Origin of the sequence: Actinomadura rupiterrae, assembly GCF_024172125.1 — a bacterium.
Taxonomy (GTDB): Bacteria; Actinomycetota; Actinomycetes; order Streptosporangiales; family Streptosporangiaceae; genus Spirillospora; species Spirillospora rupiterrae.
The window spans coordinates 158,839-179,646 of record NZ_JAMZEA010000014.1; the positions used below are offsets into that span (position 1 = coordinate 158,839).

The following is a 20,808-nucleotide window of genomic DNA, read 5'->3' on the forward strand; positions in this document are numbered from 1 at the left end:
CGAAGGATCAAACCACTTCTTATATTGTCAGGAATGTTCTAGCGTCTCGCAGATGACCGGATACCGACAGGTGCTCGCCGTGCGGGGGCTGGCTCCGCTGCTGGGCGTCTCGCTGATCGCGCGCGCCGCGATCACGGCCGACGCGATGACGCTGACGATGTGCGTCGTCCTCGGCCTGCACAGGAGCTACGCGGCGGCGGGCGGCGTCGCTGCGGCGCTGACCGCGGGGGTGGCGCTGGGCGGCCCGCTGCTCGGCCGGGTGATCGACCGGCGGGGTCCGCGCGTGGTCCTGCTGTCGACGGCCGTCATCCAGATCGCGTTCTGGCTGTGCGTCCCGGTCATGCCGTTCTGGACGCTGCTGGGCGCCGCGTTCGCGGCGGGCCTGCTGATGGTGCCCGCGCAGCCGGTGACCCGGCAGGCGATCTCCGCGATGACCACGGCGGGGCAGCGCCGGGCCGCGTTCGCGCTGGAGTCGGTGCAGGGCGAGCTGTCGTACATGGTCGGCCCGCCGATCGTGATCCTCTTCGCGGCGAAGGCGTCCCCGGACGTGGTGGCCTGGGTCGTCGGCGTCGCGATCGTGGCGGGCGGGGTCGGGATCGCGCTGCTGAACCCGCCGCTGCGCGCCGCGGACGAGCCGGACGCCGACACGGGCGAACGTCCACGCCGCCGGGAATGGCTGGGGCCGCGCATGATCGCGGTGCTGGTGATGGCGTTCGGCACGACGGTGCTGCTCAGCGGTACGGACCTCGCCATCGTCGCGACGCTTGAGGAGGCGGGCCAGGTGTCCTGGGCCGCGGTGGTCGTGGCGGTGTACGGGGTGGCGTCCATCATCGGCGGGCTGGCGTACGGCGCGCTCACCCGGCCGCTGCCCACATGGCTGCTGCTCGGACTGCTCGGGCTCGCCACCATCCCCGCAGGTTTCGCCCATAGCTGGCAGTGGTTGTGCGTGGCGGGCGCCGGGGCGGGGCTGCTCACCGCGCCGACCCTTTCCACCGTGGCGCATGCGGTGAGCCGACTCGCGCCCGCGAGCGTGCGCGGCGAGGCGACGGGCCTCCAGTCGTCGGCGCTGAGCGCAGGGTTCGCCCTCGGCTCCCCGATCGTCGGTGGAGCGATCGACCTGACCGTCCCGGCGGGCGGCTTCGCCACGGCTGGACTGGCCGGGGTTGTAGCCGCTCTGATCGGATGCCTGCTGTGGCGGCACTCCCCCGCGCGGACCGAGCCCGCGCAAACCGGATCCACCCGCCCGGCCCTCGATCCGGTCCCGTAAATCGGCTTCGTCGTATCGCGGGCTCTCCGCTACAGTTCGTACTTCCAGAACGCGAATGGCGGGTGCGATTGTGATGAGTGGGACCGAGCCGGCAGAAGCCTTCATCGAGGATTCGGGGAATGTTCTCGTCGTATCTTCGACGGCGCAAGACCATGAGCTGACCAGGGATTTCTTCGGGACCGTGGTCACGGCTGATGAGCTTGCGTCCGGCTCGATCGACCTCGCACAGAAGACCGTTTACGTGAGCGGCGACATATCCGGGATCAGCCGGAGCCGGCTGGACGCGGCGGCCCGCGTGTTCGTCATCCGGGAACGCTCGGACGGTTTCAGCGAAAGCGCCGACGAACCTTGGACGGGTGTCGATCTCGGCCAGGTTCCGGTGCGGGTGCACGGTGTCGGCGTGTATTACCGACGGTTCTTCGATCCCAGCGACGATCACTTCGGACGGATCCGTGCGGAGCACGAGTTCCAATCGCTGACGGAATCGACGAAACCCGGGACGGCCCATCGCAGCGGAATCTACCTGACGCCCGTCACGCACGAGGGCGACGAGCTGCATTTCCGGCTGCTCCGGTGCTCCACGAACCTCTCCGGACCGACCGAGACGTTCCGTCCTACCGACACGGAAATCGTCGAGGCCCTGAACCGCGAAGCCACCGCGGTCTTCCGGGGCCACGCGCCGCTCAATCACGTCCTCGCGCAGATCTACCACAACACCCCGGCCACGGCCGAGCGGAAGCAGTCCAAGGCCAAGATCTCGTCCCATGCCGACAAGACCAAGGACATGCCCGCCAACGGCATCATGGCGTTCTGCACCTTCTATGACGGCCTCGACAAGCTGCAGCCGCTTCCCAAGGACGCCTTCGACCGCGGCGTGAAAGGCGTCAGCGGGCTGACCAAGCTGCACTTCCGCCTGAAGGAGCCGACCGCCGGGGACGAGGGTGGCGCACTGCCGGCGCAGTTCACCATCACGCTTTATCCCGGCTCGGTGTTCTTCATGCCGCTGTCCACCAACCGGCTGTACACGCACGAGATCCGGGCCTCGATGCTGGACGCCGAAATGCTCCCGACCCGCCTGGGATACGTCGTGCGCTGCTCGAACGCCGAGGCCGTCCACAAGGACGGCCAGACGTTCCTCAAGGTCGGCGGCGAGCTGGTGAAGCTCGGACCGCCCACTCAGGAGGGAATGGACGAACTGCGCCGGCTCTATGCGGAAGAGAACAAGTCCTCGTCCTTCATCGACTACGGCGACGAGATCCTCTTCAGCATGAACACGGGAGACTACGTTGCCCCTCGGGCCTGAGATCGCGGACGAGGTCGCCTCGTACGACCTGCCGATCGAAGGGAATCCCTTCGGCGAGTTGTACGCGGCGACTCGCTGGGAGGACGTGGGAAAGGGCCGGCAAGGCGCCGTCCTGACCAAGGCAGATGAAGCGGGTGGTGTGCCGCTCGTCCGGACCACCACCCGCTACGCCGAACCGGCGCAGCTCTTCCGGCCGGTGCACGAACGGCTGGCGCAGCAGATCCAGGAGCGCGCCGGCCTTTCGGCCGGGTTCAACAACGCCCTCATCGAGACCTACACGAACGCCTACACCAAGATGGGCGCCCATTCCGACCAGGCGCTCGATCTGGCCGGCGGGTCGTCCATCGCCGTCTTCTCCTGCTACGAACATCCCGACGCGGGACCGCCGAGGAAGTTGATCTTCGAGTCGAAAACGTCCGGCGACGAGGACGAGAAGGTCGAGATACCGCTCGTCCACAACAGCGTCGTCGTGTTCTCGGTGGACGCGAACCGGCGGCTCAAGCACCGGATCGTCCTCGACAAGCCCGTCCCGGCGACCGACAACCGCTGGCTGGGCGTGACGTTCCGCACCTCGAAGACCCTCGTCCGGTTTCGCGACGGGCACGCCTACCTTCCGCAAGGCGCGCGCCTCACGCACGCGGACGACGAGCAGAGCCGCGAGTTCTACGAGCTGCGGCGCCGAGAGAACAAGGAGACGGACTTCGCCTACCCCGCGCTGACGTACACCATCAGCGAGAGCGATCTGGTGCCGCCCGTCTGACCTTGCTCCCAGGCGGAAGGATCAGCGCGCGAACAAGCGGGCGACGAACGGGATGGTGTCGGCCTGCGACTTGAGCAGCGTCCCGCTGTGGTCGGACGGGTAGGTCTTGAAGGTCAACGGCTGGTGGTTGGCCTTGAGGACGGCGACGTACGGCGCGGTCAGGACGTACGGGACGTCGGTGTCGAGCAGCCCGTGGCCCATGAAGAAGGGCTTGTCGAAGCCGGATTCCGGCATCGCGAGGTAGTCCTGGGCGACGGCGGCGAAGTGCGGCAGCGTCAGGACCGGCTTGGTGAAGAAGCTCGTGACGGACACGCCCTTGAGGTCGGTCTCGAAATCGTCCACGCAGGCGGTCTCGGCCATCGCGAGGTACTTGCGTCCGGTCGGGGTGAGGATGCCGTCGATGCCCAGTTCGGGGTGGACGGACCGGAGCGCGGCGAAGATGTACGACAGGTAGGCGGTCGTGCCCGGGCCGAGGGACGGCGGGAACTGCGGCCCGACCAGGTCCACGATCTTCTCGACGTAGGCGGGGGTTCCGGTCCCCACCGCGCCGCGGTAGCGCAGTTTCGGTCCGCCGAACTGCGTGGCGTAGCGGGCGGTGTAGATGGCGGCTCCGGCGCCCTGGGACTGGCCGATGACCGCCCAGTCCCGCGACAGCCGCTCGTGGACGGACAGGCTCCTGGCAGCGAACCCGCGCCCGGCCTTCACCATGTCGACGACGTTGTGCGCGGTGGAGCGTCCGTTGAGGTAGGCGGGCAGGCCCGGAGTGCCGAGGCCCGCATAGTCGCTGGCGACGATCGCGTAGCCCTGCTTCATCCACGTGGCGAGGTAGGGGAAGTCGCGCTCGGGCAGCGCGGGCCCCTTCACCGACGGCGCGCAGGCGTCGCCGAGTCCGGACGTCCCGTGCGCCCAGGAGATGACCGGCCAGCCGCCGGACGGCGCCGTCCCCTTGGGGATGAAGACCTCGCCGGTGCTCCTGGCCGGACGTCCGTGCGCGTCGGTCGTCTGGTAGGTGAGGCGGAACGCCTTCGCCGTCGTGCCGGGCACCCAGAGCTTCGCCGGGAGCGGCGCGGACGCGAGGACCGTCCCCGGCGCCGGCGCGGCGGCCTGGGCCGCGACGGCCGGGACGAGCGCGGCCGGGAGGGACAGTGCGGCCGGGAGGGTGAGGGCGGCCAGCGCGGCGGCGCGGCGGCGGGGTCCGGACACGGGGGCCTCCAGGGGATGGAAGTGAAGATCGCCGAGTGTAGATCGCCGAGCGGCAGCCGTACCACTCCCCCGGCACCGTCCCGGGGCGGGCCCGCGCCACACGCCAGACATGTCGGCCTTAACACCCTTGTCACCTTTTGTTGACCTTGACGGGAGAGGCTCGGGACGTTTCAGCCGCCGCGCAAAGGCCGGCGGCACTACCCCCCAGGGAGTCGACGTGCCTCTCCACGTCCACACCGCCAAGGCCCTGGCCGCGCTCGGCGCCGCCGCGCTCCTCACGGCCGGCCTCACCGGCCCGGCGGCCGCCGCCCCGAGCGCCCTCGCCTCGTTCCCGCCCGGCTACTGCCACGCGTCCAGCCTCGACCCGGCGACCACGCACCCCGACCCCAACTGCACGCCGGGGGCCCTCAACCCGGACGTCACGCAGGCGACGATCCACCAGACCATCTGCGTCGCGGGCTACTCCAGCTCGATCCGCCCGCCGTCGACCTACACCACGGCGCTGAAGAAGCAGCAGATCGTCGAGTACGGCTACACCGACACCAGCCTGTCCTCCTACGAGGAGGACCACTTCATCCCGCTGAGCCTCGGCGGCGCCCCGCGCGACCCGGCCAACCTGTGGCCCGAGCCGGGCGGCTCCCCCAATCCCAAGGACGGCATCGAGTTCAAGCTCTACAAGGCCGTCTGCGCCGACCAGGTCACCCTGGCGGCGGCCCAGCACGCCATCGTCACCGACTGGACCACCGCCGACCAGATCATCCCGTGAGCCGGTCCTCCGTCCTCCCGGCGTGAGCTGATTCCGGGCGCTCGCCCCTAGGGCGCTCGCCCGCAGGGCGCGGTCCTCCCACAGCGGGGGCCGCGCCCCGCGGCGTCCGGCCCGGTAGGAGCAGGCCGGTCGCCGCGCCGAGCAGCGCCAGCAGCGCGGCCGCGGCGATCGCGGGGGTGAACCCATCGCTGAAGGACGTCGCGGAGCCGAGCCCGCCCCGCGCGGTGAACACCGCCGTTGTGATCGCGATGCCGAAGGCGCCGCCGAGCTGCCGGACGGTGTTGAACGTCCCCGAAGCCGCGCCGATCGCGCTCGGCGGGACGGACCCGATGACCGCGTTCTGCGCCGACGGGATCGCCGCCGACAGCCCCACCCCGGACAGGACGAACGGCGCGACCAGCCACGCATAGGACGTCCCGGGCCCGGCGACGAAGGCGATCCATCCGAACCCGACCGCCTGCAGGGTGAGCCCGGCGGACACCAGCGTCCGGGCGCCGATCCGGGTGACCTGCGCGCCCGCGATAGGCGCGACCACGAACAGCGTCACCGTCCACGGCAGCAGCAGAACGCCTGTGGCGAACGGCCCGTGCCGCGACACGACCTGAAAGAACTGGGCGAAGAAGAACGCGCCGCTGAAGGTGCACGCGAACAGCAGGAACCCGGCCGCGTTCCCAGCCGAGAACGCCGGTGTCGCGAACAGCCGCATCGGGACGAGCGGGGCGTCCGCGCGCAGTTCCCACCCGACGAACAGGACGAGCGCGAGCACCCCTCCCACGGCCGCCGCAAGGACCTCCGGACTCGTCCAGCCGACGTCGTTCCCCCTGATCAGCGCCCAGACGATGCCGAACGCGGCGGCGCTGACCAGGGCGGTTCCAAGGACGTCCAACCGGCGCGGGGTCCCGGCGTCCGGCTCGATCCGCGCCAGCACCGCCACGATCAGGACGGCGGCGATCGGCACGTTCAGCCAGAAGATCCACTGCCAGGTCAGGTACTGCACGACCGCCCCGCCGACCAGCGGGCCCCCGGCGGTCGCCAGGCCGGTGATCGAGGCGAACAGCCCCAGCGCCCGGGGCCGCTGCTCGGGGCCGACCGAGGCCGACAGCACCGCCAGGGCCGTCGGCGCGACCGCGGCGGCGCCCGCGCCCTGCACCGCGCGGGCCGCGATCAGCCAGCCCAGGCCGGGCGCGAGCGCGCACCCGGCGGAGGTGATCCCGAACAGCGCGAGCCCGGCGACCAGGACGCGCCTGCGCCCGTAACGCTCGCCGAGGGCCGCGCCTGCCATGAGCAGGACCGCGAACGGCAGCGTGTAGGCGTTGACGGTCCATTCCAGGTCGGCGATGGAGGCGTGCAGGTCCACCGCGATGGCGTGCAGGGCGGTGGTGACGACCAGCGCGTCCAGCGAGATCATCAGTGCGGCCGTCGCCGTCAGGGCGAGCAGCCATCGTTGCGTGCTCGACATGCTCATCCGCTTCGCTTCCGCTGCCGCGCGCCGCTCAGGCGTCCCGGACGGGCCGGTAGACGACCTGCGTGAGGCCGTCGCCGACCGTGCGGGTGCTGACGCGGCTCCACTGCCTGCTGCCCGCGGTCGCGCCGAACAGCCGCCACCCGCTCCCGGCCACGACCGGATGCAGGATCAGCCGCAGCTCGTCGACCAGGTCGTCCTCCATCAGCGGGCGGACGAGCCGGCCGCTGCCGTACACCACGACGTCTCCGTCGATCTCGCGCTTGAGGTGCGCGGCCGCCTCGGACGGCCCGTCCTTCAGGACGGTCGTGTTGTTCCAGCGGGGATCGGTGAGGGTCGAGGACAGCACGTACTTGGGCATACTGTTCAGGCGGTCGGCCCATGCGCCCTGCCGGGCGGGCCAGCGCGCGGCGAACGCGTCGTAGGTGCGGCGGCCCAGCAGCATCGCCGCGGCTTCCAGCGCCTCTTCGGTTTCGGCCTGCGCCCACGCCGCCGCGTCGGGCGCGGTAGCCGGGTCGAACCAGCCGCCGAAGCTCTGGCCCTCGTCCCCGACCGGGTCCTCGATGACCCCGTCGAGGGTGACGTTCTCGCTGACGACGATCCTGCCCATGGCGTTCTCCTTCAGTGCCGTTGCCGACTGACGGAGATGCAGACGCGGCGACGCCCGGAAAAGGGGCGGTCGTCCACCGCCCCCTTCGGGCCGCGCCCGGCGTCTGTATAAGGAGGACGAGGCTTTGGAAAGGTAGTGGGCGTGGACCTGGCGAGAACGGACCTGATCGGCATGGCGCGTGCCGGGGACGGCGAGGCGTTCCGGATGCTGACCGAACCGCACCACCGCGAGCTGCAGGTGCACTGCTACCGGATGCTCGGCTCGTTCCAGGACGCCGAGGACGCCCTCCAGGACACCCTGCTGTCCGCCTGGCGGGGCCTGGAAGGTTTCGACGGCCGGTCTTCGCTGCGCACCTGGCTGTACCGGATCGCCACCAACCGGTGCCTCAGCACGCTGCGTTCGGCGAAGCGGCAGGCCGCCAAGGAGTGGGACGTCCCCGGCATCGAGCCGCCCGAGCCGACGCGGCTCGGCGAGGTGGTGTGGCTCCAGCCCTTCCCCGACGCCCTGCTCGACGGGGCGATGGACGCGCCGCCCGGCCCGGAGGCGCGCTACGAGCAGACCGAGGCCGTCTCCCTGGCGTTCGTGACGGCGCTCCAGCTCCTGCCGCCGCGCCAGGTGGCCGTCCTGGTGCTGCGGGACGTCCTGGGGTATCCGGCGAGCGAGGTCGCGGAGATGCTCGACACGACCGTCGAGTCGGTCAAGAGCGCCCTGAAGCGGGCCCGGAGCAGCCTGCGGGCACAGCAGACCGGGCGCGCCGGCGGCGCCGAGCACGAGCCGCCGCCCGCCGCCGGGTCGGCCGCCGAGGACGCGATCGTGGCGCGGTTCGTCCGCGCCTACGAGTCGGCCGACGTCGACGCGCTGGTCACGCTGCTGACCGACGACGTGTTCATGTCGATGCCGCCGCTGCCGCTGGAGTACGAGGGACTCGACGTGGTGGCCCGGTTCTGCGCGGACATCTTCGGCGCCGGACGCCGGTTCGAGCTGGTGCCGACGCGCGCCAACGGCCAGCCCGCGTTCGGCGCCTACCTCCGCACCGCGGACGGAGTCCGGCACGGGGCGGGCGTGCTCGTCCTCACCCTTGCGGGCGACCGGATCAGCGCTCTCATCCGCTTCGAGAACACCCTGTTCCCGGCTTTCGGCCTGCCGCGAACCCTCCCCTAGCAGGTGCCCCCACCTGCGGCGGTACAGCCCGCTGTAGTTACCGGACCTCGCCCGGCAGCGGATAATGATGCTGTTCCAGGCGATTTCGGGGGGTGCGCATGCGTGATCGAGCGTTGTCGGGCTCGGCTTACTTGCTGATCACGCTGGGTACCGCAGCGGTCACGGCGGTCGCGTGGCCGGTGCTGCTCGTCCCTGCCGCCGGGCGCGGCTGGGCGCGGTGGCATCGGCGGCGTGCCGGCAGGTTGCTCGGCGTCCCGGCCGAGGGAACGCCGCGAGGACGCCGCGATCTCGCCTGGGCGCTCGCCCACGTCGCGGTCGGCTTCCCGTCCGGGCTGCTCGCCCTGCTCTGCCTGGGGAACATCCTGGTCGCGGCGGTGGCGATGACGGCGTGGTGGGCGTTCCCGGCTACCGATCGTCCGAGCTTGGGGTCCTTCCTGGACGTCCGGGTGGACGGCTGGACGACCGCGCTGGCCGGGGGCGCGCTCCAGATCGCCGTCCTGGGCGCGGTGGCGTGGTGGGGGCTGCCGCTGCTGGCGCGGCTGCACGCGCGGCTGAGCCTGTGGCTTCTCGCGCCGTCCGTCCGGGAGCGGCTCACCGAGCGGGTGGACGTGCTGACCAGGAGCCGCGTCGGCGTGGTCGACGCGCACGGCGCCGAGCTCCAGCGGATCGAACGCGACCTGCACGACGGGACGCAGGCGCGGCTGGTCGCGATCGCCATGCAGCTCGGCATCGCCCGCGAGTCGCTCGCCGACGACCCGGACGCGGTGGCGACGCTGATCGAACGCGCCCACGAGACGGCCGAGGAGGCGATGGTCGAGCTGCGCTCGGTGCTCCAGACGATCTACCCGCCGATCCTCGCCGACCGCGGGCTGGACGGGGCGCTGGCGTCGCTCGCCGCCCGGTCGGGCGTCCCGGTCCGCATCGACCTCGGTGAGCTGGGCGCCCTCCCGGCGAGCGTGCAGGCGGTGGCCTACTACGTGATCGCCGAGGCGCTGACGAACGTGACCAAGCACGCCGCCGCGACCCGCGCGTCCCTGCGCGTCGAGCGGGTCGGCGACCTGCTGGCCGTCGAGGTCGCCGACGACGGCAGGGGCGGCGCGGACGAGGCGGGCGGCAGCGGGATCACCGGGATCCGCCGCCGGGTCGCCGCGCTGGACGGCGACGTCCGGCTCGTCAGTCCGCCGGGCGGACCGACCGCCCTGACCGTCCGCATCCCGTGCTCGCCATGACCGCGGCAGGGCCGCCCATCGTGATCGTTCTGGAGGTTCCGTGCGGGTCGTGATCGCCGAGGACAACGTGCTGCTGTCCAGCGGGCTGGAGCTGCTGCTGGCGGCCAAGGGCTGCGAGGTCGCCGCGGTCGCCGCCGACGCCGAGGGGTTCCTGGCCGCGGTCGCCGAGCACCGGCCCGACATCGCCATCGTGGACGTCCGGCTGCCGCCGTCGTTCCGCGACGAGGGCATCCACGCCGCGCTGCGGGCCCGGCGCGAGCACGGCGCGCTGCCGATCCTGGTGCTGTCGCAGTACGTCGAGCGCGAGTACGCGGGCGAGCTGCTGTCCGACGGCCGCGGCGGCATCGGCTACCTGCTGAAGGACCGCATCGGACGGGTCGCCGAGTTCGTCGACGCCCTGCACCGCGTCGCGGCCGGCGGCACCGCCATGGACCCCGAGGTCGTCGCGCAGCTGCTCGCGCGCCGCGCCGACGACCCCCTCGACAGCCTCACCGCGCGCGAGCGGGAGGCGCTCGCGCTCATGGCGCAGGGCCACGACAACACCACGATCGCGGCGCGGATGCACATCTCCGACAACGCCGTCGCCAAGCACATCGGCAACATCTTCAGCAAGCTCGGCCTCTCCCCGGACGACTCCGGGCACCGCCGCGTCCAGGCCGTCCTCACCTACCTGGACGGCACACCCAAGTAGGTGAGGTGGGCGAGGACGGCCTGCGCCCTCAACGGCCTGCGCCGTCAACGGTCGGCGCCGTCAACGGTCGGCGTCGTCAGATGACGCCGGCTTCGGCGAGCCAGCGCCAGAGCTCGTCCTGCTGGACGACCGTGACGCCGAGCTTCTCCGCCTTGGTGGTCTTCGAGGCGCCGACGTTGTCCCCGGCGAGCAGGTAGTCGGTGTTCGCCGACACCGAGGACGCGGTGGTCGCCGCGGCCTGCTCGACCAGGCGGGTGACGTCCGGGCGGCTGATCTTCGCACCGGAGCGGGGGTCGACGAACGCGCCGGTGATCACGACGGCCTTGCCCTTGAGCGGCGAGTCGGACGCGGCGGCGGTGTCGACCGGGCGGTCCTCGTCGAGCACGTCGAGGTTCACGCCGCGCTCGCGCAGGGCGGCGATCTCCTCCCGGACGTCCGTGCGGGCGAAGAAGGCGACGACGCTCTCGGCGACCTTCGGGCCGATGTCGCGGATGGCGACCAGATCTTCGGCCGTGGCGTCCGCGACGTCCTCGATGCGTTCGTAGCCCGCCAGGCACAGCCGCTTGGCGGTGCCCTCGGACGCCATCGGGATCGCCAGGCCGATCAGCGCGCGCCGCAGCCCCATCCCCTTGGACGAGGCGATCGAGTCGACCATGTTCCGCGCGCTGACCTCGCCCATCCGCTCGTAGCCGAGCAGCTGGTCGGCGGTGAGGTCGTAGAAGTCGCTGCGGCGCTTGAGCACGCCGTCCTCGGCGAGCTTCTCGATCCAGACGTCACCGACGCCCTCCATGTCGGCGGCGGGCCGCGAGGCCCAGTGCATCAGGCGGCGGGTCGCCTGCGCGGGGCACTGGAGGTTCACGCACCAGCGCTCCTCGCCCGCGCCGCGGATCTCCAGCTCCGACCCGCAGGACGGGCACTTCTCCGGCGGGACGATCTCGACCTCGGTGCCGTCGCGCCGCTCGGGCAGCGAGCGGCCCGCGAACGGGATCACGTCGCCGCGCCGGACGACCGCGACCGTGTCGCCGATGCGCAGGTCGCGCTCGCGGATCAGGCGCGGGTTGTGCAGGGTGATGTTCTCCACGGTCACGCCGCCGACGAACACCGGCGCGACCTTCGCGCGCGGCGGGACGCGGCCGATCTTGCCGACCGGCCACTCCACCGACAGCAGCGTGGTGAGCTTCTCCTCCGGCGGGTACTTGAACGCGATCGCGCCGCGCGGCTCGGCGCTGTTGAAGCCCGCCGCGTCGAACGCCGCGGGCTCGTGCAGCCGCACGACCGCCCCGTCGATGTCGTAGTCGAGGCCGTCGCGGCGGGCGCCGATCTCGTGGATCGCGTCCATGACGTCCTCGACGGTGGTGCCGACGTACTGCGCGACCGGCTCGAACCCGGCCGGGAAGTCGATCGCCACGCCGTCGCGGTCAGCGCCGAACGCGTAGAACCGCAGCACCCGCTTGGCCTGCGCGGCGGCCTCCGGGTCCTTCAGGACGAGCGTTCCGGCGGCGCCGGAGCGGGGGTTGGTCAGCGTCTTGTCGGGGTGCGCCTCGTTGTAGGCCTCCCACACCGAGCGGAGCATCACGGCCTCGCCGCGCACCTCGATACGGCCGGGCACGTCGATCTCGGTCGGCAGGCCCGGGATGACGTGCCGGACCTTCTCGGTCACCAGCTCGCCGACCGCGCCGGTGCCGCGGGTGGCCACGTAGTCGAGCCGTCCGTCCTGGTAGACGACGCTGAGCGAAAGCCCGTCGAGCTTCTCCGACACGCGGAAGACCTGGCCGGAGAACCGCTCGCAGAACGTACGGACCTGGTCCTCGCTGGTCGCCTTGGCCAGCGACAGCATCGGGCGCGCGTGCCGGACGGTCGGCCCGGCCAGCTCCTCGGGCGCGTTGACCTTGCCGAGCGGGCTGTCGGCCGGCTCCAGCTCCGGATGCTCGGCGACCAGGGCGGCCAGCTCGTCCTTCAACGCGTCGTAGTCCGCGTCGGGCAGGGGGCTGTCGCCGCTGCCGTAGTACAGGTCGTTCAGCCGCCTGACCTCGGCGGTCAGCTCCGCGATGCGCTTCTCAACGTCCACCCCTCGATTAACCGCGATGCCACCGACATCGCCGATCCCCGGACGCCCTCCCGATCAGCGGGGGGCGGGCGCGTCTCCGGCGTGGTGCTCACGGATGGCATCCAGCACCTCGGGGAGCTGGCCGCGGGCGGCGGCCGAGCGCAGGTGGTCCAGGTAGTCGCGGGACTCGACGATCTTCCCGTCCCGGACGCGCATGACGAACACGCCCGGGATGGTGAAGGGCGCGCCGGTCTCCACCACCGTGCCCTCGTACTGGAACTCCGCGACGATCACCTCGGGGTCGGTGGTCTCGTGGACGTTGATCTTCGTCGGCTGCCGCCGGAGCGTCGGGCCCTGCGCGGGACCGCCGCCGAAGTGCGCGCGCAGCGCGTCGCGCGAGCGCATCGGCTCGGCGTCCAGCGGGAAGAAGGGGTGCGAGACGTCGGTCTGCTCGGCGTACAGCTCCACCACGTCCGCCCAGCGCTCTTCGCAGACGCCGTGGACGAGCTTCAGGAAGACTTCGCGAGGGGTGTCGGTCACAAGATCACCCTAGCCGCGCCGGCCGGGCGGCCGTCATCGCTTGGGGAAGGCCGCCTTCAGCGGGCCGGTCCGGGTGAGGGCGGCGACGCCTACCAGGGCCAGCGCGGAGAGGCCCTGGAGGACGGCGTACCAGGGCGGGCACAGCCCGGGCACCAGGTCCACGCCGATGATCGCGATCGGCAGGACGGTGGACAGGGTGCGGACGCGGTCGAACGCCTTGGCCGAGCCCGCCGAGCCCGCCGAGCCCGCCGAGCCCGCCGAGCCCGCTGAGCCCGCCGAGCCGTTCGAGGCGCGGACGGCCGTCCGGTGGATCAGCGGCGCCGCCGCGAGCAGGACACCGGCCCGGATCCACATGAACAGGGTCGTCTCGTGGCCGGTGACCGCCATCGCGCCGACCGTCCCGAGGACGACGCCGCTGACCGCGCCGTAGAGCACGACGCACTTGCGCACGGTCGCGAAAGCCTCGCCGATGGCCGTCGTGTCGTCGGTGGTGGACGTGGTGGTGGCGCTGGTGTTCGTCATGGTTCTTCTCTCCGTGTCGTGGTGTGTTCACGACGCTACGGAGATGCCGGACGGGCCGGTATGCGCCTGGCCCCACGGCCGGGTGGGGCTGGCCCCACCCGGCTGGAGGTCAGGACTGGGACGGGCGGTAATAGGTATCGATCGGGATGCGGGCCTCGTCGAACAGGGCCGGGCCGTCCTGGGGGACGGTGGGCCAGGACGAGCCCGGGTTGAGCTCGATGAGCTGCTCGGTGGACAGCGCGTAGACGACGCGTCCGAGGCCCGACCGGACGATGCCGCCCGTGCACATCCCGCAGGGCTGACAGCTGGTGTACATGGTGGTGCGCGCGGCGGTCTCCGGGTCGAGTTCGCGAGCCGCCCAGCGTGCGAGCTTCAGTTCCGGGTGGGCCGTGATGTCGTCGTCGCGGCGGACGGTGTTGTGCGCCTCGGCGAGGATCTCGCCGTCCGGGCCGGCCAGTAGGGAGCCGTAGGGCGCGTCGCCGAGGGTGACGGCGCGGGCGGCGAGGGCGAGGGCGCGCCGCAGCAGCTCCTCGTCGGCGGGGGTGATCACGATGCGTCCTTCCAGCGGGTCGCGACGGCGGTGAGGGCCTGCCAGGCCGCCTCGGGACGGCGGGTCTCCTCGGGGTCGCCGTGGTACGGGTCGAGGACGACGGTCTCGGCGCCGAGGCCGCGGAGCTGGTGGAGGTCGTCGAGGATCTGGTCGAGGTCGCCCATGCCGGCGGGGCGGTCCGGGTCGTCCACCGGGGTGGTGGTCAGGCGCAGGGCGATGCGCGGGGCGAACCCGGGCAGCGTGTGCTCGGCGAGGGTCTCGCGCATCCAGGGGAGGGTGCCGCGCAGCGGGTGCCAGGCGTCGCCGTACTGGACGGACCGCCGGAGCGCCGCCGCGCTGTTGCCGCCGATCCAGATGGGCGGCGGGGATTCGTCGCCGCTCCAGGCCGTCCGCAGGGTCTCCAGGCATTCGTCGGTCAGCCTGCCGCGCTCCTCGAACGGCACGCCCAGCGCGTCGAACTCCTGGCGCGACCAGCCGACACCGACGCCGAGCACGAGCCGTCCGCCGCTGAGCTGCTGCAGGTTCGTGGCCATCCGCGCCACCAGCAGCGGGTGCCGGTAGGGCGCCACGAGGACGGTCGTGCCGAGGCGCAGCCGCGTCGTCGCGCCCGCGAGCCAGGACAGCGTGGTGAATGGCTCGTAGAACGGTTCGGGGTACCGGTCGGACATGTCCGGTGTGATGACCACGTGGTCGGAGACCATCAGCAGGTCGAAGCCGAGCCCTTCGGTGATCCGCCCCCACTCGCGGAGCACGCCCGGATCGGTTCCGGGCCCGAAGTTCGGGACGTTGACGCCTAGTCGCATAACCCGAGGCTATCCCGGAGATCATGGCCGGCTGAACCCATTCCTCCCCGTCATCGCGGCATTTTGCCGGGAATCTGCCGGTAGAATCGCCGGGTGACCGTGAATCTCGACGCCGTCGACTGGGCCATCATCGAGCAGCTCCAGCAGGACGCGCGGATCTCGCTCAGCGAGCTGGGACGGCGTGTCAAGCTCAGCGCGTCCGCCACCACCGAGCGGGTGCGCAACCTGGAGTCGCTCGGCGTCATCTCCGGTTACCGCGCCGTCGTCGATCTGGCGAAGGTCGGCTACCCGGTGCTCGCGGTCGTCCGGCTCAAGTATCCCGGCAACCGCCACCAGCCGCTGCGCCGCCTGCTGGACGAGCGCCGCGAGATCCTGGAGTGCCTGCGCACCACGGGCGACGACTGCTACACGCTGAAGGTCGCCGCCGCGTCCATGGAGCACCTGGAGACCCTCGTGGACGAGCTGGCCGGGTTCGGCAGCACGACCACCAGCGTCGTCTACAGCCAGACCCTCCCCTACCGCGGCCCGGTCCGTCCCTGACCCGCGGTCACGACTCCTGGACGGCCGGCCGGTACCAGCGCGCCTGGCAGCAGGAGAACAGCCCGAACGCGATCAGGCCGGCCGCCACGAGCACCAGCACCCAGGACCCGTGGGACGCGGCCGCCAGCTTGCGCAGGCTCCCGTCCAGGCCCTGGGCTTTCCGAGGATCGAAGGTCACCGCAGCTGCGACGAGCAGGAAGGCGACGGCTCCGAACACGGCGGTCCGGCCGATCTCGCCCACCACCCCCAGCGCCATGACGGCCCGCCGCGTGCGCGGACGCAACTGGTCGAGGTCCAGGTCACCGGTCGTGTTCCCCCGCGCCGCGCGGACGAGGTTGACGACGGCCGCCGTCCCGATCGCGATCCCGACCGCACCGACGAGGAACCGTCCGCCGGGGTGCGTCATGACCCGCGTGGTGACGTCCTGCGACTTGGCGTTGTCGTTCCCGCGGCTCCCGCCCAGCACGAACGCGACGGTCGCGACGCTCGTCGCGATGTAGATCAACGCCCCGACCAGCGCCGTGGCCCGCTCCCCCAAGGCCCGTCCGTCCGAGCGCGGCACCACGACCTGCACCAGACGCCCGATGGCCAGCGCCGCGAACCCGGCGGCCAGCAGCCACAGCACGACCGCGCCGCCGGTATGCCGCGACACCGCCCGCAGCGCTCCCGCCCGGTCGGCCTCCTGCCGCGCATCCCCCATCCCGACCTGCACCGCGAGCACCCCGACCAGCACGTAGTTGATCCCGCGAGCCACCAGCCCGGCCCGCGTCAGCTGCTCCAGCCATCGCCCGACCCGCTCGGCATCCCGCCACAAAGGCCGTCCCCTCCACGCAAAACACACCCACCCCCTCTGCCCGCCCCCCGCCCACCTATGCCGCCAAGCCCCCGACGCTGGGACGCGGTCGTTCGGGGCTGGTTACTTCAGGACGGCGTAGGAGTCGGACGTGTTGTTGTGCAGGTGCCAGAGGTGGTCGGCGACTGTGGCTGGGGCGTGTTGGAGGCCGGGGCCTACTGGGCCGACGACCACTAGGTGGGCGACGTGGAGTGGGGTGTCGGCCAGGGCTTGGGAGAGCAGGGCGGCGTAGGTCTGCTGGGCGGCTCCGACGACGGCGCTGGACGCGCGGTCGGGGTCCGGGCGTTCTACGGCCCCGCCGGTGACGAACAGGAGGGTGCCGCGTCCGGACGCCTGCATCGCCGGGACGACGGCCTGGACGGCTGCGGCGGCGCCGACCACGTTGAGGGCGAGGGCCTGGTCCAGGTCGTCCGGGCCGGTTTCGAGGACGGGTTTGATCAGCGCGACGTCCGGGAGCGGGCTGAAGCAGAGGACCTCGGCGGGGCCCTGGCGTTCGGCGAGGACGGCGAGGGCTCGTCCGATATCGGTGGGGTCGGTGGCGTCGGCGGGGCTCCACTCCGCCTGGACGCCGTCCGCCTCAAGGTTCTTGGCGAGGGCTTCGAGGCGGTCGGGGTTGCGGGAGATGAGGCCGACGGGGTGGCCGGCGCGGGCGAAGCGGCGCGCTACCGAGGCGCCCACTCCGGGGCCGGCGCCGACGATGTGGACCGGACCGGGCATCTTCGTTCTCCGTTCGGTCAGGCCTTGGTGGCGAGCGGCTTCCAGGCGTTCCAGGTGTCGAGTCGCTGCCGGTAGGCGGCCTCGACGACAGGGTAGGGATAGGCGCCGAGGAAGAGCCGGAGGGGCGGTTCGTCCGTGTCGGCCAGTTCGAGGACGACATCGGCGGTGACCTGCGGGTCCTGGGGTGCGCGGGCGGCGGCGCCGGCCCTGCGCGCCTCGCGGACCGGCTCGTAGGCGTCCAGCGGCTCGGCGTGCACGGCGGACGCGCCGGACCAGTCGGTGCCGTACGGGCCGGGCTCGATGATCGTGACGTGGATGCCGAGCGGCCCGACCTCCTGGGCGAGCGCCTCGCTCATCCCCTCCAGCCCCCACTTGGACGCGTTGTACAGGCCGAGGGTCGGGAACGCGGCGAGTCCGCCGAGGCTGGACACCTGCATGATGTGGCCGCTGCCCTGGGCGCGCAGGTACGGAAGGGCGGCCTGCGTCACCCAGAGCGGTCCGAGCAGGTTGGTGTCGATCTGGGCGCGGGCCTGCTCCTCGGTGGTCTCCTCGACCATCCCGAACAGGCCGTAGCCCGCGTTGTTGACGATCACGTCCAGGCGGCCGAAGGTCTCGGCGGCGTTCCGGACGGCCTCCATGACGGCATTCCGGTCGGTGACGTCCAGGCGCAGCGGCAGGACGGCGTCGCCGTACTCGTCGGCCAGGGGCTTCAGGTTCTCGGGGTTGCGGGCGGTGGCGGCGACGCGGTCGCCTCGGGCGAGGGCGGCTTCGGCCCAGATGCGGCCGAAACCGCGGGACGCGCCGGTGATGAACCATGGCTTCATGCCGTCCAGCCTGCGCGGACGGCCGGTGCGCAACCAGCACCCCGCCAGGGTTACCCTGCGGGTATGGCGTCCGGCAGCCCTCTCGGGGAGTTCCTGAAAGCCCGGCGGGGACGGGTCTCGCCGTCGCGCGCGGACCTGTCCGTTTCCGGGCGCCGCCGCGTCCCGGGACTGCGCCGGGACGAGCTGGCCCGACTCGCCGGGATCAGCGAGCCGTACCTGGTCCGGCTGGAGCAGGGCGTCGACCGGCATCCGTCGCCGCAGGTGCTGCGGGCGCTCGCGCAGGCCCTGGAGCTGGACGCCGACGCGTCCGCGCACCTGTTCTCGCTGGCCGCCGAGCCCGTCCGTCCCGGGGACGAGCAGGTGCCCGAGCACGAGCCCGAGGTCAGCGCGGAGGTGCACCAGCTGCTCGACGGCTGGAGCGGCAGCCCGGCGTACGTGCGCAACCGGCGGTTCGACGTGCTCGCCGCGAACAAGTGGGCCCGCGCGCTCGGCCCGATGTACGAACCCGGCCGCAACCTGGCGCGGGACGTGTTCCTGTCCCCCGAGGCGCGGCGGCTCTTCCCGGACTGGCCGGAGATCGCCGCGCAGACCGCCGCCGCCCTGCGCGCCGAGGCCGACCCGCACGATCCCCGGACCGCCGCCCTGATCGGCGACCTGGAAGCGGACGAGGACTTCCGGCGGTCGTGGGCCCGGCACGACGCGCGCCCGTCCCGCGACGAGCTCAAGCGGTTCCACCACCCGGACGTCGGGGACCTCGCGCTGCGGCGGCAGGCGCTCACCGTCGGCGGCGCGGAACACCAGGTGATCATCGTTTACCAGGCCGCGCCGGGAAGCCCTTCCGAGGCGGCCCTCGCCCGGTTGCTCTGACGACCGAATGCGCTCTCCCCGCTACCGCGCCATTACAGCGGGATACCGAAACGCTCCGCCACAGATCCGAACCCATACCACTTCCGAGAGTAATTCCGCAGGTAGTGCGATCGGAAGGCAAATAGGGTCGGCCCCTGGCGGCCCTAAATGACCAGGGCGCCATTGCCCGTTCGGAGACCTTGTGTCTAGATGAGCGCGTACGCCTCCCGCGCGGGCGGGGTGGCACGACCGAAAGGCAGGTGGGCCATGGCGAGGCTGGTCAAGCGTGCGCTCGGCATGCACAAGGCACAGATGAAGGGCCGTTACGTCATCTACCGCCTCCGCTAGCGGAGGCAGGGGCGCAGTGCCGGGCCGGCGCGCTCGCCGGGCCGGCACCGCGCCTTTTCGTGCGTGTTGCCAGCGGGCGGTGGAAGGGTGGCGTTTCAGGTGTCCCAGCGTTCGAAAGAGGCGATTCCCGGGCCGCGCGGCGGTATTCTCGCGCGCCATCTGACGGCCTACGAAGCCGATCCGGTCGGCTTTCTGGAGGACTGCCGGCGCCGTTACGGCGACGTGTTCCGGTTCGACACCGACGTGGTCGTGGTGACCGATCCCGACCTGGTCACCGAGGTCCTGGCGCGCACCAACCGCGACTCGGTCCCGAACGCCAACCCGCTGCACGGCGGCCGGTTCCCCACCCCCGAGCAGACGCGGCGCTGGATGGACGCCCGCCAGCTCGCCGCCCCGATCTTCCGCTCGGCATCGCTGCCGTCCCGGCTCCCGGTCGTCCAGGCCGCGCTCGCCTCCGACCTGGACGCCCTCGATGGCACCTGGTTCGACCCGTCCGACGCATGCTGGGCGATCTGCGTCCGCGCGCTCCTCCCGCTCTACCTCCCCTCCGAATCACCGGCCCTGGTGGATGCCGTCCTCGCCTCGTTCGACGCCGCCCGCGGCGCCGCCGAGGCCGCCGTCCGCGTCCCGTCCTGGATGCCGTCCCGCCTGCGCCGCCGCGTCCGCAACGCCGACCAGCACGTCCGCGACACCATCACCCCCATGCTCGGCTGCCCGCACGCCGACGCGTCCGCCACGATGCTCGGCCACATCCAGGCCCAGCCCGAAACCGTCCCCAGCGACATCGCGATGGGCGCGATGGGCTTCACGCTGCTCGGCGCGATCGGCACGATGGGCGCCGCCTGGTGCTGGATCCTCTACTACCTCGCCGCCCACCCCGAAGCCGCCGACCGCATCCGCGAAGAGGCGACCACCGCGACCGGCATCACCAAAGACCCGGCCCGCGCCCTCCCCTACACCTGGGCCTTCGCCCAAGAAGTCTTGCGGCTCCGTCCGCCGGCCTGGCTCCTGGGCCGCGACGCCATTACCGACGTCAACCTCGGCGACGCCGAGGTCCCGGCCGGAACCGCCATCATGTTCAGCCCCTACCTGCTGCACCACGACGAGCGCTGGTGGACGACCGACCCGCACAAGTTCTCCCCCGAACGCTGGCTCGACACCGCTCGTCCCCACACCCCCGGCGCCTACCTCCCCTTCGCGTCCGGCCCCCGAGGCTGCCTAGGCACCCACCTGGGCCTAGCAATCCTCGCCCTCACCGCCGTCCACATCACCACCCAAAAACGCCTGGACGTCCCCAACCTCGAAACCATCACCACCTACTTCGGCCCCTCCACCCTCACCCCCGCCACCATGAAAGCCCGCCTCACCCCGAAGTAGAACCAGCCAGAGTTTCGGCCCGACCGGACCCGCCTGCGCGTGCGGACCACATCGCGAGAATGCCGACGACGAGACGGGGGCTTGCTGGTGGGATGACTGGAGTTGACTCGGATCGCGGAGTTACGGCATGATCACTCGCCGACTCCCCGCGCCCGTGCGAACCCTCCATGTGAAGGTCCCCCTCAATGGGCTCTCCTGTCCCGCCGTCCAGCCCGCCTTCAACCGGTGGACCTCCCGCCACGACCGGTCCACCATCACAACCCCCGGCGACGAACCCGCCCGCCCCGCATCCGTCACCATCGGGTTCGGGCGGGCCACCCGCGACACGGCCACCGCAGACTCCTGCCACGACCGGGCCGAGCGGCCAGCCCGCTCCGTCCTCTCCTGCG

At 71.9% G+C, this 20,808-nt stretch carries 21 protein-coding genes; 10 read left to right on the forward strand and 11 right to left on the reverse strand.

The window, feature by feature from the left end; translation table 11 throughout:
* Nucleotides 1–52: 52 nt before the first annotated feature.
* From FHU30_RS38860 to FHU30_RS38870, 3 genes are all read left to right on the forward strand, one after another.
* A complete protein-coding gene (locus FHU30_RS38860) occupies nt 53–1,267 on the forward strand; it encodes an MFS transporter (protein WP_253882618.1) in 1,215 nt (404 codons plus the stop codon).
* Between the two features lie 73 nt (nt 1,268–1,340).
* Nucleotides 1,341–2,570, forward strand: coding sequence for a hypothetical protein (locus tag FHU30_RS38865; RefSeq protein WP_253882619.1), 1,230 nt, complete (start codon nt 1,341–1,343; stop codon nt 2,568–2,570).
* Nucleotides 2,554–3,330, forward strand: coding sequence for an alpha-ketoglutarate-dependent dioxygenase AlkB (locus FHU30_RS38870; RefSeq protein ID WP_253882621.1), 777 nt, complete (start codon nt 2,554–2,556; stop codon nt 3,328–3,330). The genes FHU30_RS38865 and FHU30_RS38870 overlap by 17 nt, the downstream gene beginning before the upstream one ends.
* A gap of 21 nt (nt 3,331–3,351) precedes the next feature.
* On the opposite strand, the gene FHU30_RS38875 is transcribed toward FHU30_RS38870, so the two are convergent.
* Complete coding sequence (locus FHU30_RS38875; protein WP_253882623.1) at nt 3,352–4,533, reverse strand: lipase family protein; 1,182 nt, start codon at nt 4,531–4,533, stop codon at nt 3,352–3,354.
* A gap of 217 nt (nt 4,534–4,750) precedes the next feature.
* On the opposite strand from FHU30_RS38875, the gene FHU30_RS38880 reads away from it, so the two are divergent.
* Nucleotides 4,751–5,299 carry a hypothetical protein gene (locus tag FHU30_RS38880; protein ID WP_253882625.1) on the forward strand — a complete coding sequence of 183 codons (549 nt, stop codon included), beginning with the start codon at nt 4,751–4,753 and terminating at the stop codon, nt 5,297–5,299.
* On the opposite strand, the gene FHU30_RS38885 is transcribed toward FHU30_RS38880, so the two are convergent.
* The gene (locus FHU30_RS38885; protein ID WP_253882626.1) at nt 5,289–6,764 is read right to left on the reverse strand and encodes an MFS transporter; all 1,476 of its coding nucleotides are present in this window, start codon (nt 6,762–6,764) and stop codon (nt 5,289–5,291) included. The two genes, FHU30_RS38880 and FHU30_RS38885, sit on opposite strands and share 11 nt — an antisense overlap.
* 28 nt (nt 6,765–6,792) lie before the next feature.
* A complete protein-coding gene (locus FHU30_RS38890; RefSeq protein ID WP_253882628.1) occupies nt 6,793–7,371 on the reverse strand; it encodes a dihydrofolate reductase family protein in 579 nt (192 codons plus the stop codon).
* Between the two features lie 141 nt (nt 7,372–7,512).
* On the opposite strand from FHU30_RS38890, the gene FHU30_RS38895 reads away from it, so the two are divergent.
* From FHU30_RS38895 to FHU30_RS38905, 3 genes are all read left to right on the forward strand, one after another.
* Complete coding sequence (locus FHU30_RS38895) at nt 7,513–8,532, forward strand: sigma-70 family RNA polymerase sigma factor (RefSeq protein ID WP_253882629.1); 1,020 nt, start codon at nt 7,513–7,515, stop codon at nt 8,530–8,532.
* A 98-nt stretch (nt 8,533–8,630) separates the two neighbouring features.
* Nucleotides 8,631–9,761 (forward strand): sensor histidine kinase, encoded by a 1,131-nt coding sequence (locus FHU30_RS38900; protein ID WP_253882631.1) that lies wholly within the window; start codon nt 8,631–8,633, stop codon nt 9,759–9,761.
* Nucleotides 9,762–9,801: 40 nt separating this feature from the next.
* Nucleotides 9,802–10,452 (forward strand): response regulator transcription factor, encoded by a 651-nt coding sequence (locus FHU30_RS38905; protein WP_253882632.1) that lies wholly within the window; start codon nt 9,802–9,804, stop codon nt 10,450–10,452.
* Between the two features lie 76 nt (nt 10,453–10,528).
* On the opposite strand, the gene ligA is transcribed toward FHU30_RS38905, so the two are convergent.
* From ligA to FHU30_RS38930, 5 genes are all read right to left on the reverse strand, one after another.
* A complete protein-coding gene (ligA, locus tag FHU30_RS38910) occupies nt 10,529–12,520 on the reverse strand; it encodes an NAD-dependent DNA ligase LigA (RefSeq protein ID WP_253882634.1) in 1,992 nt (663 codons plus the stop codon).
* Between the two features lie 54 nt (nt 12,521–12,574).
* Nucleotides 12,575–13,039 (reverse strand): nuclear transport factor 2 family protein, encoded by a 465-nt coding sequence (locus FHU30_RS38915; protein WP_253882636.1) that lies wholly within the window; start codon nt 13,037–13,039, stop codon nt 12,575–12,577.
* A 33-nt stretch (nt 13,040–13,072) separates the two neighbouring features.
* Entirely contained in the window at nt 13,073–13,561 is a 489-nt protein-coding gene (locus FHU30_RS38920) for a hypothetical protein (protein WP_253882637.1), read from the reverse strand.
* 109 nt (nt 13,562–13,670) lie between these two features.
* Complete coding sequence (locus FHU30_RS38925; protein ID WP_253882638.1) at nt 13,671–14,111, reverse strand: nucleoside deaminase; 441 nt, start codon at nt 14,109–14,111, stop codon at nt 13,671–13,673.
* On the reverse strand, nt 14,108–14,914 hold the full coding sequence (locus FHU30_RS38930; protein ID WP_253882639.1) for an LLM class flavin-dependent oxidoreductase: 807 nt from the start codon (nt 14,912–14,914) through the stop codon (nt 14,108–14,110). Before FHU30_RS38930 ends, FHU30_RS38925 begins: the two co-directional genes overlap by 4 nt.
* A gap of 93 nt (nt 14,915–15,007) precedes the next feature.
* Between FHU30_RS38930 and FHU30_RS38935 the strand changes: the two genes are divergently transcribed.
* Nucleotides 15,008–15,454: an Lrp/AsnC family transcriptional regulator gene (locus tag FHU30_RS38935; protein ID WP_253882641.1), complete on the forward strand. Its 447-nt coding sequence runs from the start codon at nt 15,008–15,010 to the stop codon at nt 15,452–15,454.
* 7 nt (nt 15,455–15,461) lie between these two features.
* Here the strand turns inward: FHU30_RS38935 and FHU30_RS38940 are convergent, their stop codons facing one another.
* The 3 genes from FHU30_RS38940 to FHU30_RS38950 all read right to left on the reverse strand — a co-directional run bounded on the left by FHU30_RS38940 (nt 15,462) and on the right by FHU30_RS38950 (nt 17,848).
* Entirely contained in the window at nt 15,462–16,268 is an 807-nt protein-coding gene (locus FHU30_RS38940) for a DUF1206 domain-containing protein (protein ID WP_253882642.1), read from the reverse strand.
* 102 nt (nt 16,269–16,370) lie between these two features.
* Nucleotides 16,371–17,024: an SDR family NAD(P)-dependent oxidoreductase gene (locus tag FHU30_RS38945; RefSeq protein WP_253882645.1), complete on the reverse strand. Its 654-nt coding sequence runs from the start codon at nt 17,022–17,024 to the stop codon at nt 16,371–16,373.
* Between the two features lie 17 nt (nt 17,025–17,041).
* Nucleotides 17,042–17,848 (reverse strand): SDR family oxidoreductase, encoded by an 807-nt coding sequence (locus FHU30_RS38950; protein WP_253882646.1) that lies wholly within the window; start codon nt 17,846–17,848, stop codon nt 17,042–17,044.
* 63 nt (nt 17,849–17,911) lie between these two features.
* Here FHU30_RS38950 and FHU30_RS38955 point away from each other — a divergent pair, with 63 nt between their 5' ends.
* Nucleotides 17,912–18,715 carry a helix-turn-helix domain-containing protein gene (locus FHU30_RS38955; RefSeq protein WP_253882647.1) on the forward strand — a complete coding sequence of 268 codons (804 nt, stop codon included), beginning with the start codon at nt 17,912–17,914 and terminating at the stop codon, nt 18,713–18,715.
* 426 nt (nt 18,716–19,141) lie between these two features.
* Entirely contained in the window at nt 19,142–20,419 is a 1,278-nt protein-coding gene (locus FHU30_RS38960; protein WP_253882648.1) for a cytochrome P450, read from the forward strand.
* Nucleotides 20,420–20,808: the final 389 nt, after the last annotated feature.

What these genes read in the sequence shown, in the direction of transcription:
- FHU30_RS38860 (WP_253882618.1), top strand. Translation starts at nt 53, where the DNA reads ATGACCGGATACCGACAGGTGCTCGCCGTGCGGGGGCTGGCTCCGCTG.
- FHU30_RS38865 (WP_253882619.1), top strand. Translation starts at nt 1,341, where the DNA reads ATGAGTGGGACCGAGCCGGCAGAAGCCTTCATCGAGGATTCGGGGAAT.
- FHU30_RS38885 (WP_253882626.1), bottom strand. Translation starts at nt 6,764, where the DNA reads ATGAGCATGTCGAGCACGCAACGATGGCTGCTCGCCCTGACGGCGACG.
- FHU30_RS38890 (WP_253882628.1), bottom strand. Translation starts at nt 7,371, where the DNA reads ATGGGCAGGATCGTCGTCAGCGAGAACGTCACCCTCGACGGGGTCATC.
- FHU30_RS38900 (WP_253882631.1), top strand. Translation starts at nt 8,631, where the DNA reads ATGCGTGATCGAGCGTTGTCGGGCTCGGCTTACTTGCTGATCACGCTG.
- FHU30_RS38920 (WP_253882637.1), bottom strand. Translation starts at nt 13,561, where the DNA reads ATGACGAACACCAGCGCCACCACCACGTCCACCACCGACGACACGACG.
- FHU30_RS38930 (WP_253882639.1), bottom strand. Translation starts at nt 14,914, where the DNA reads ATGCGACTAGGCGTCAACGTCCCGAACTTCGGGCCCGGAACCGATCCG.
- FHU30_RS38945 (WP_253882645.1), bottom strand. Translation starts at nt 17,024, where the DNA reads ATGCCCGGTCCGGTCCACATCGTCGGCGCCGGCCCCGGAGTGGGCGCC.
- FHU30_RS38950 (WP_253882646.1), bottom strand. Translation starts at nt 17,848, where the DNA reads ATGAAGCCATGGTTCATCACCGGCGCGTCCCGCGGTTTCGGCCGCATC.
- FHU30_RS38955 (WP_253882647.1), top strand. Translation starts at nt 17,912, where the DNA reads ATGGCGTCCGGCAGCCCTCTCGGGGAGTTCCTGAAAGCCCGGCGGGGA.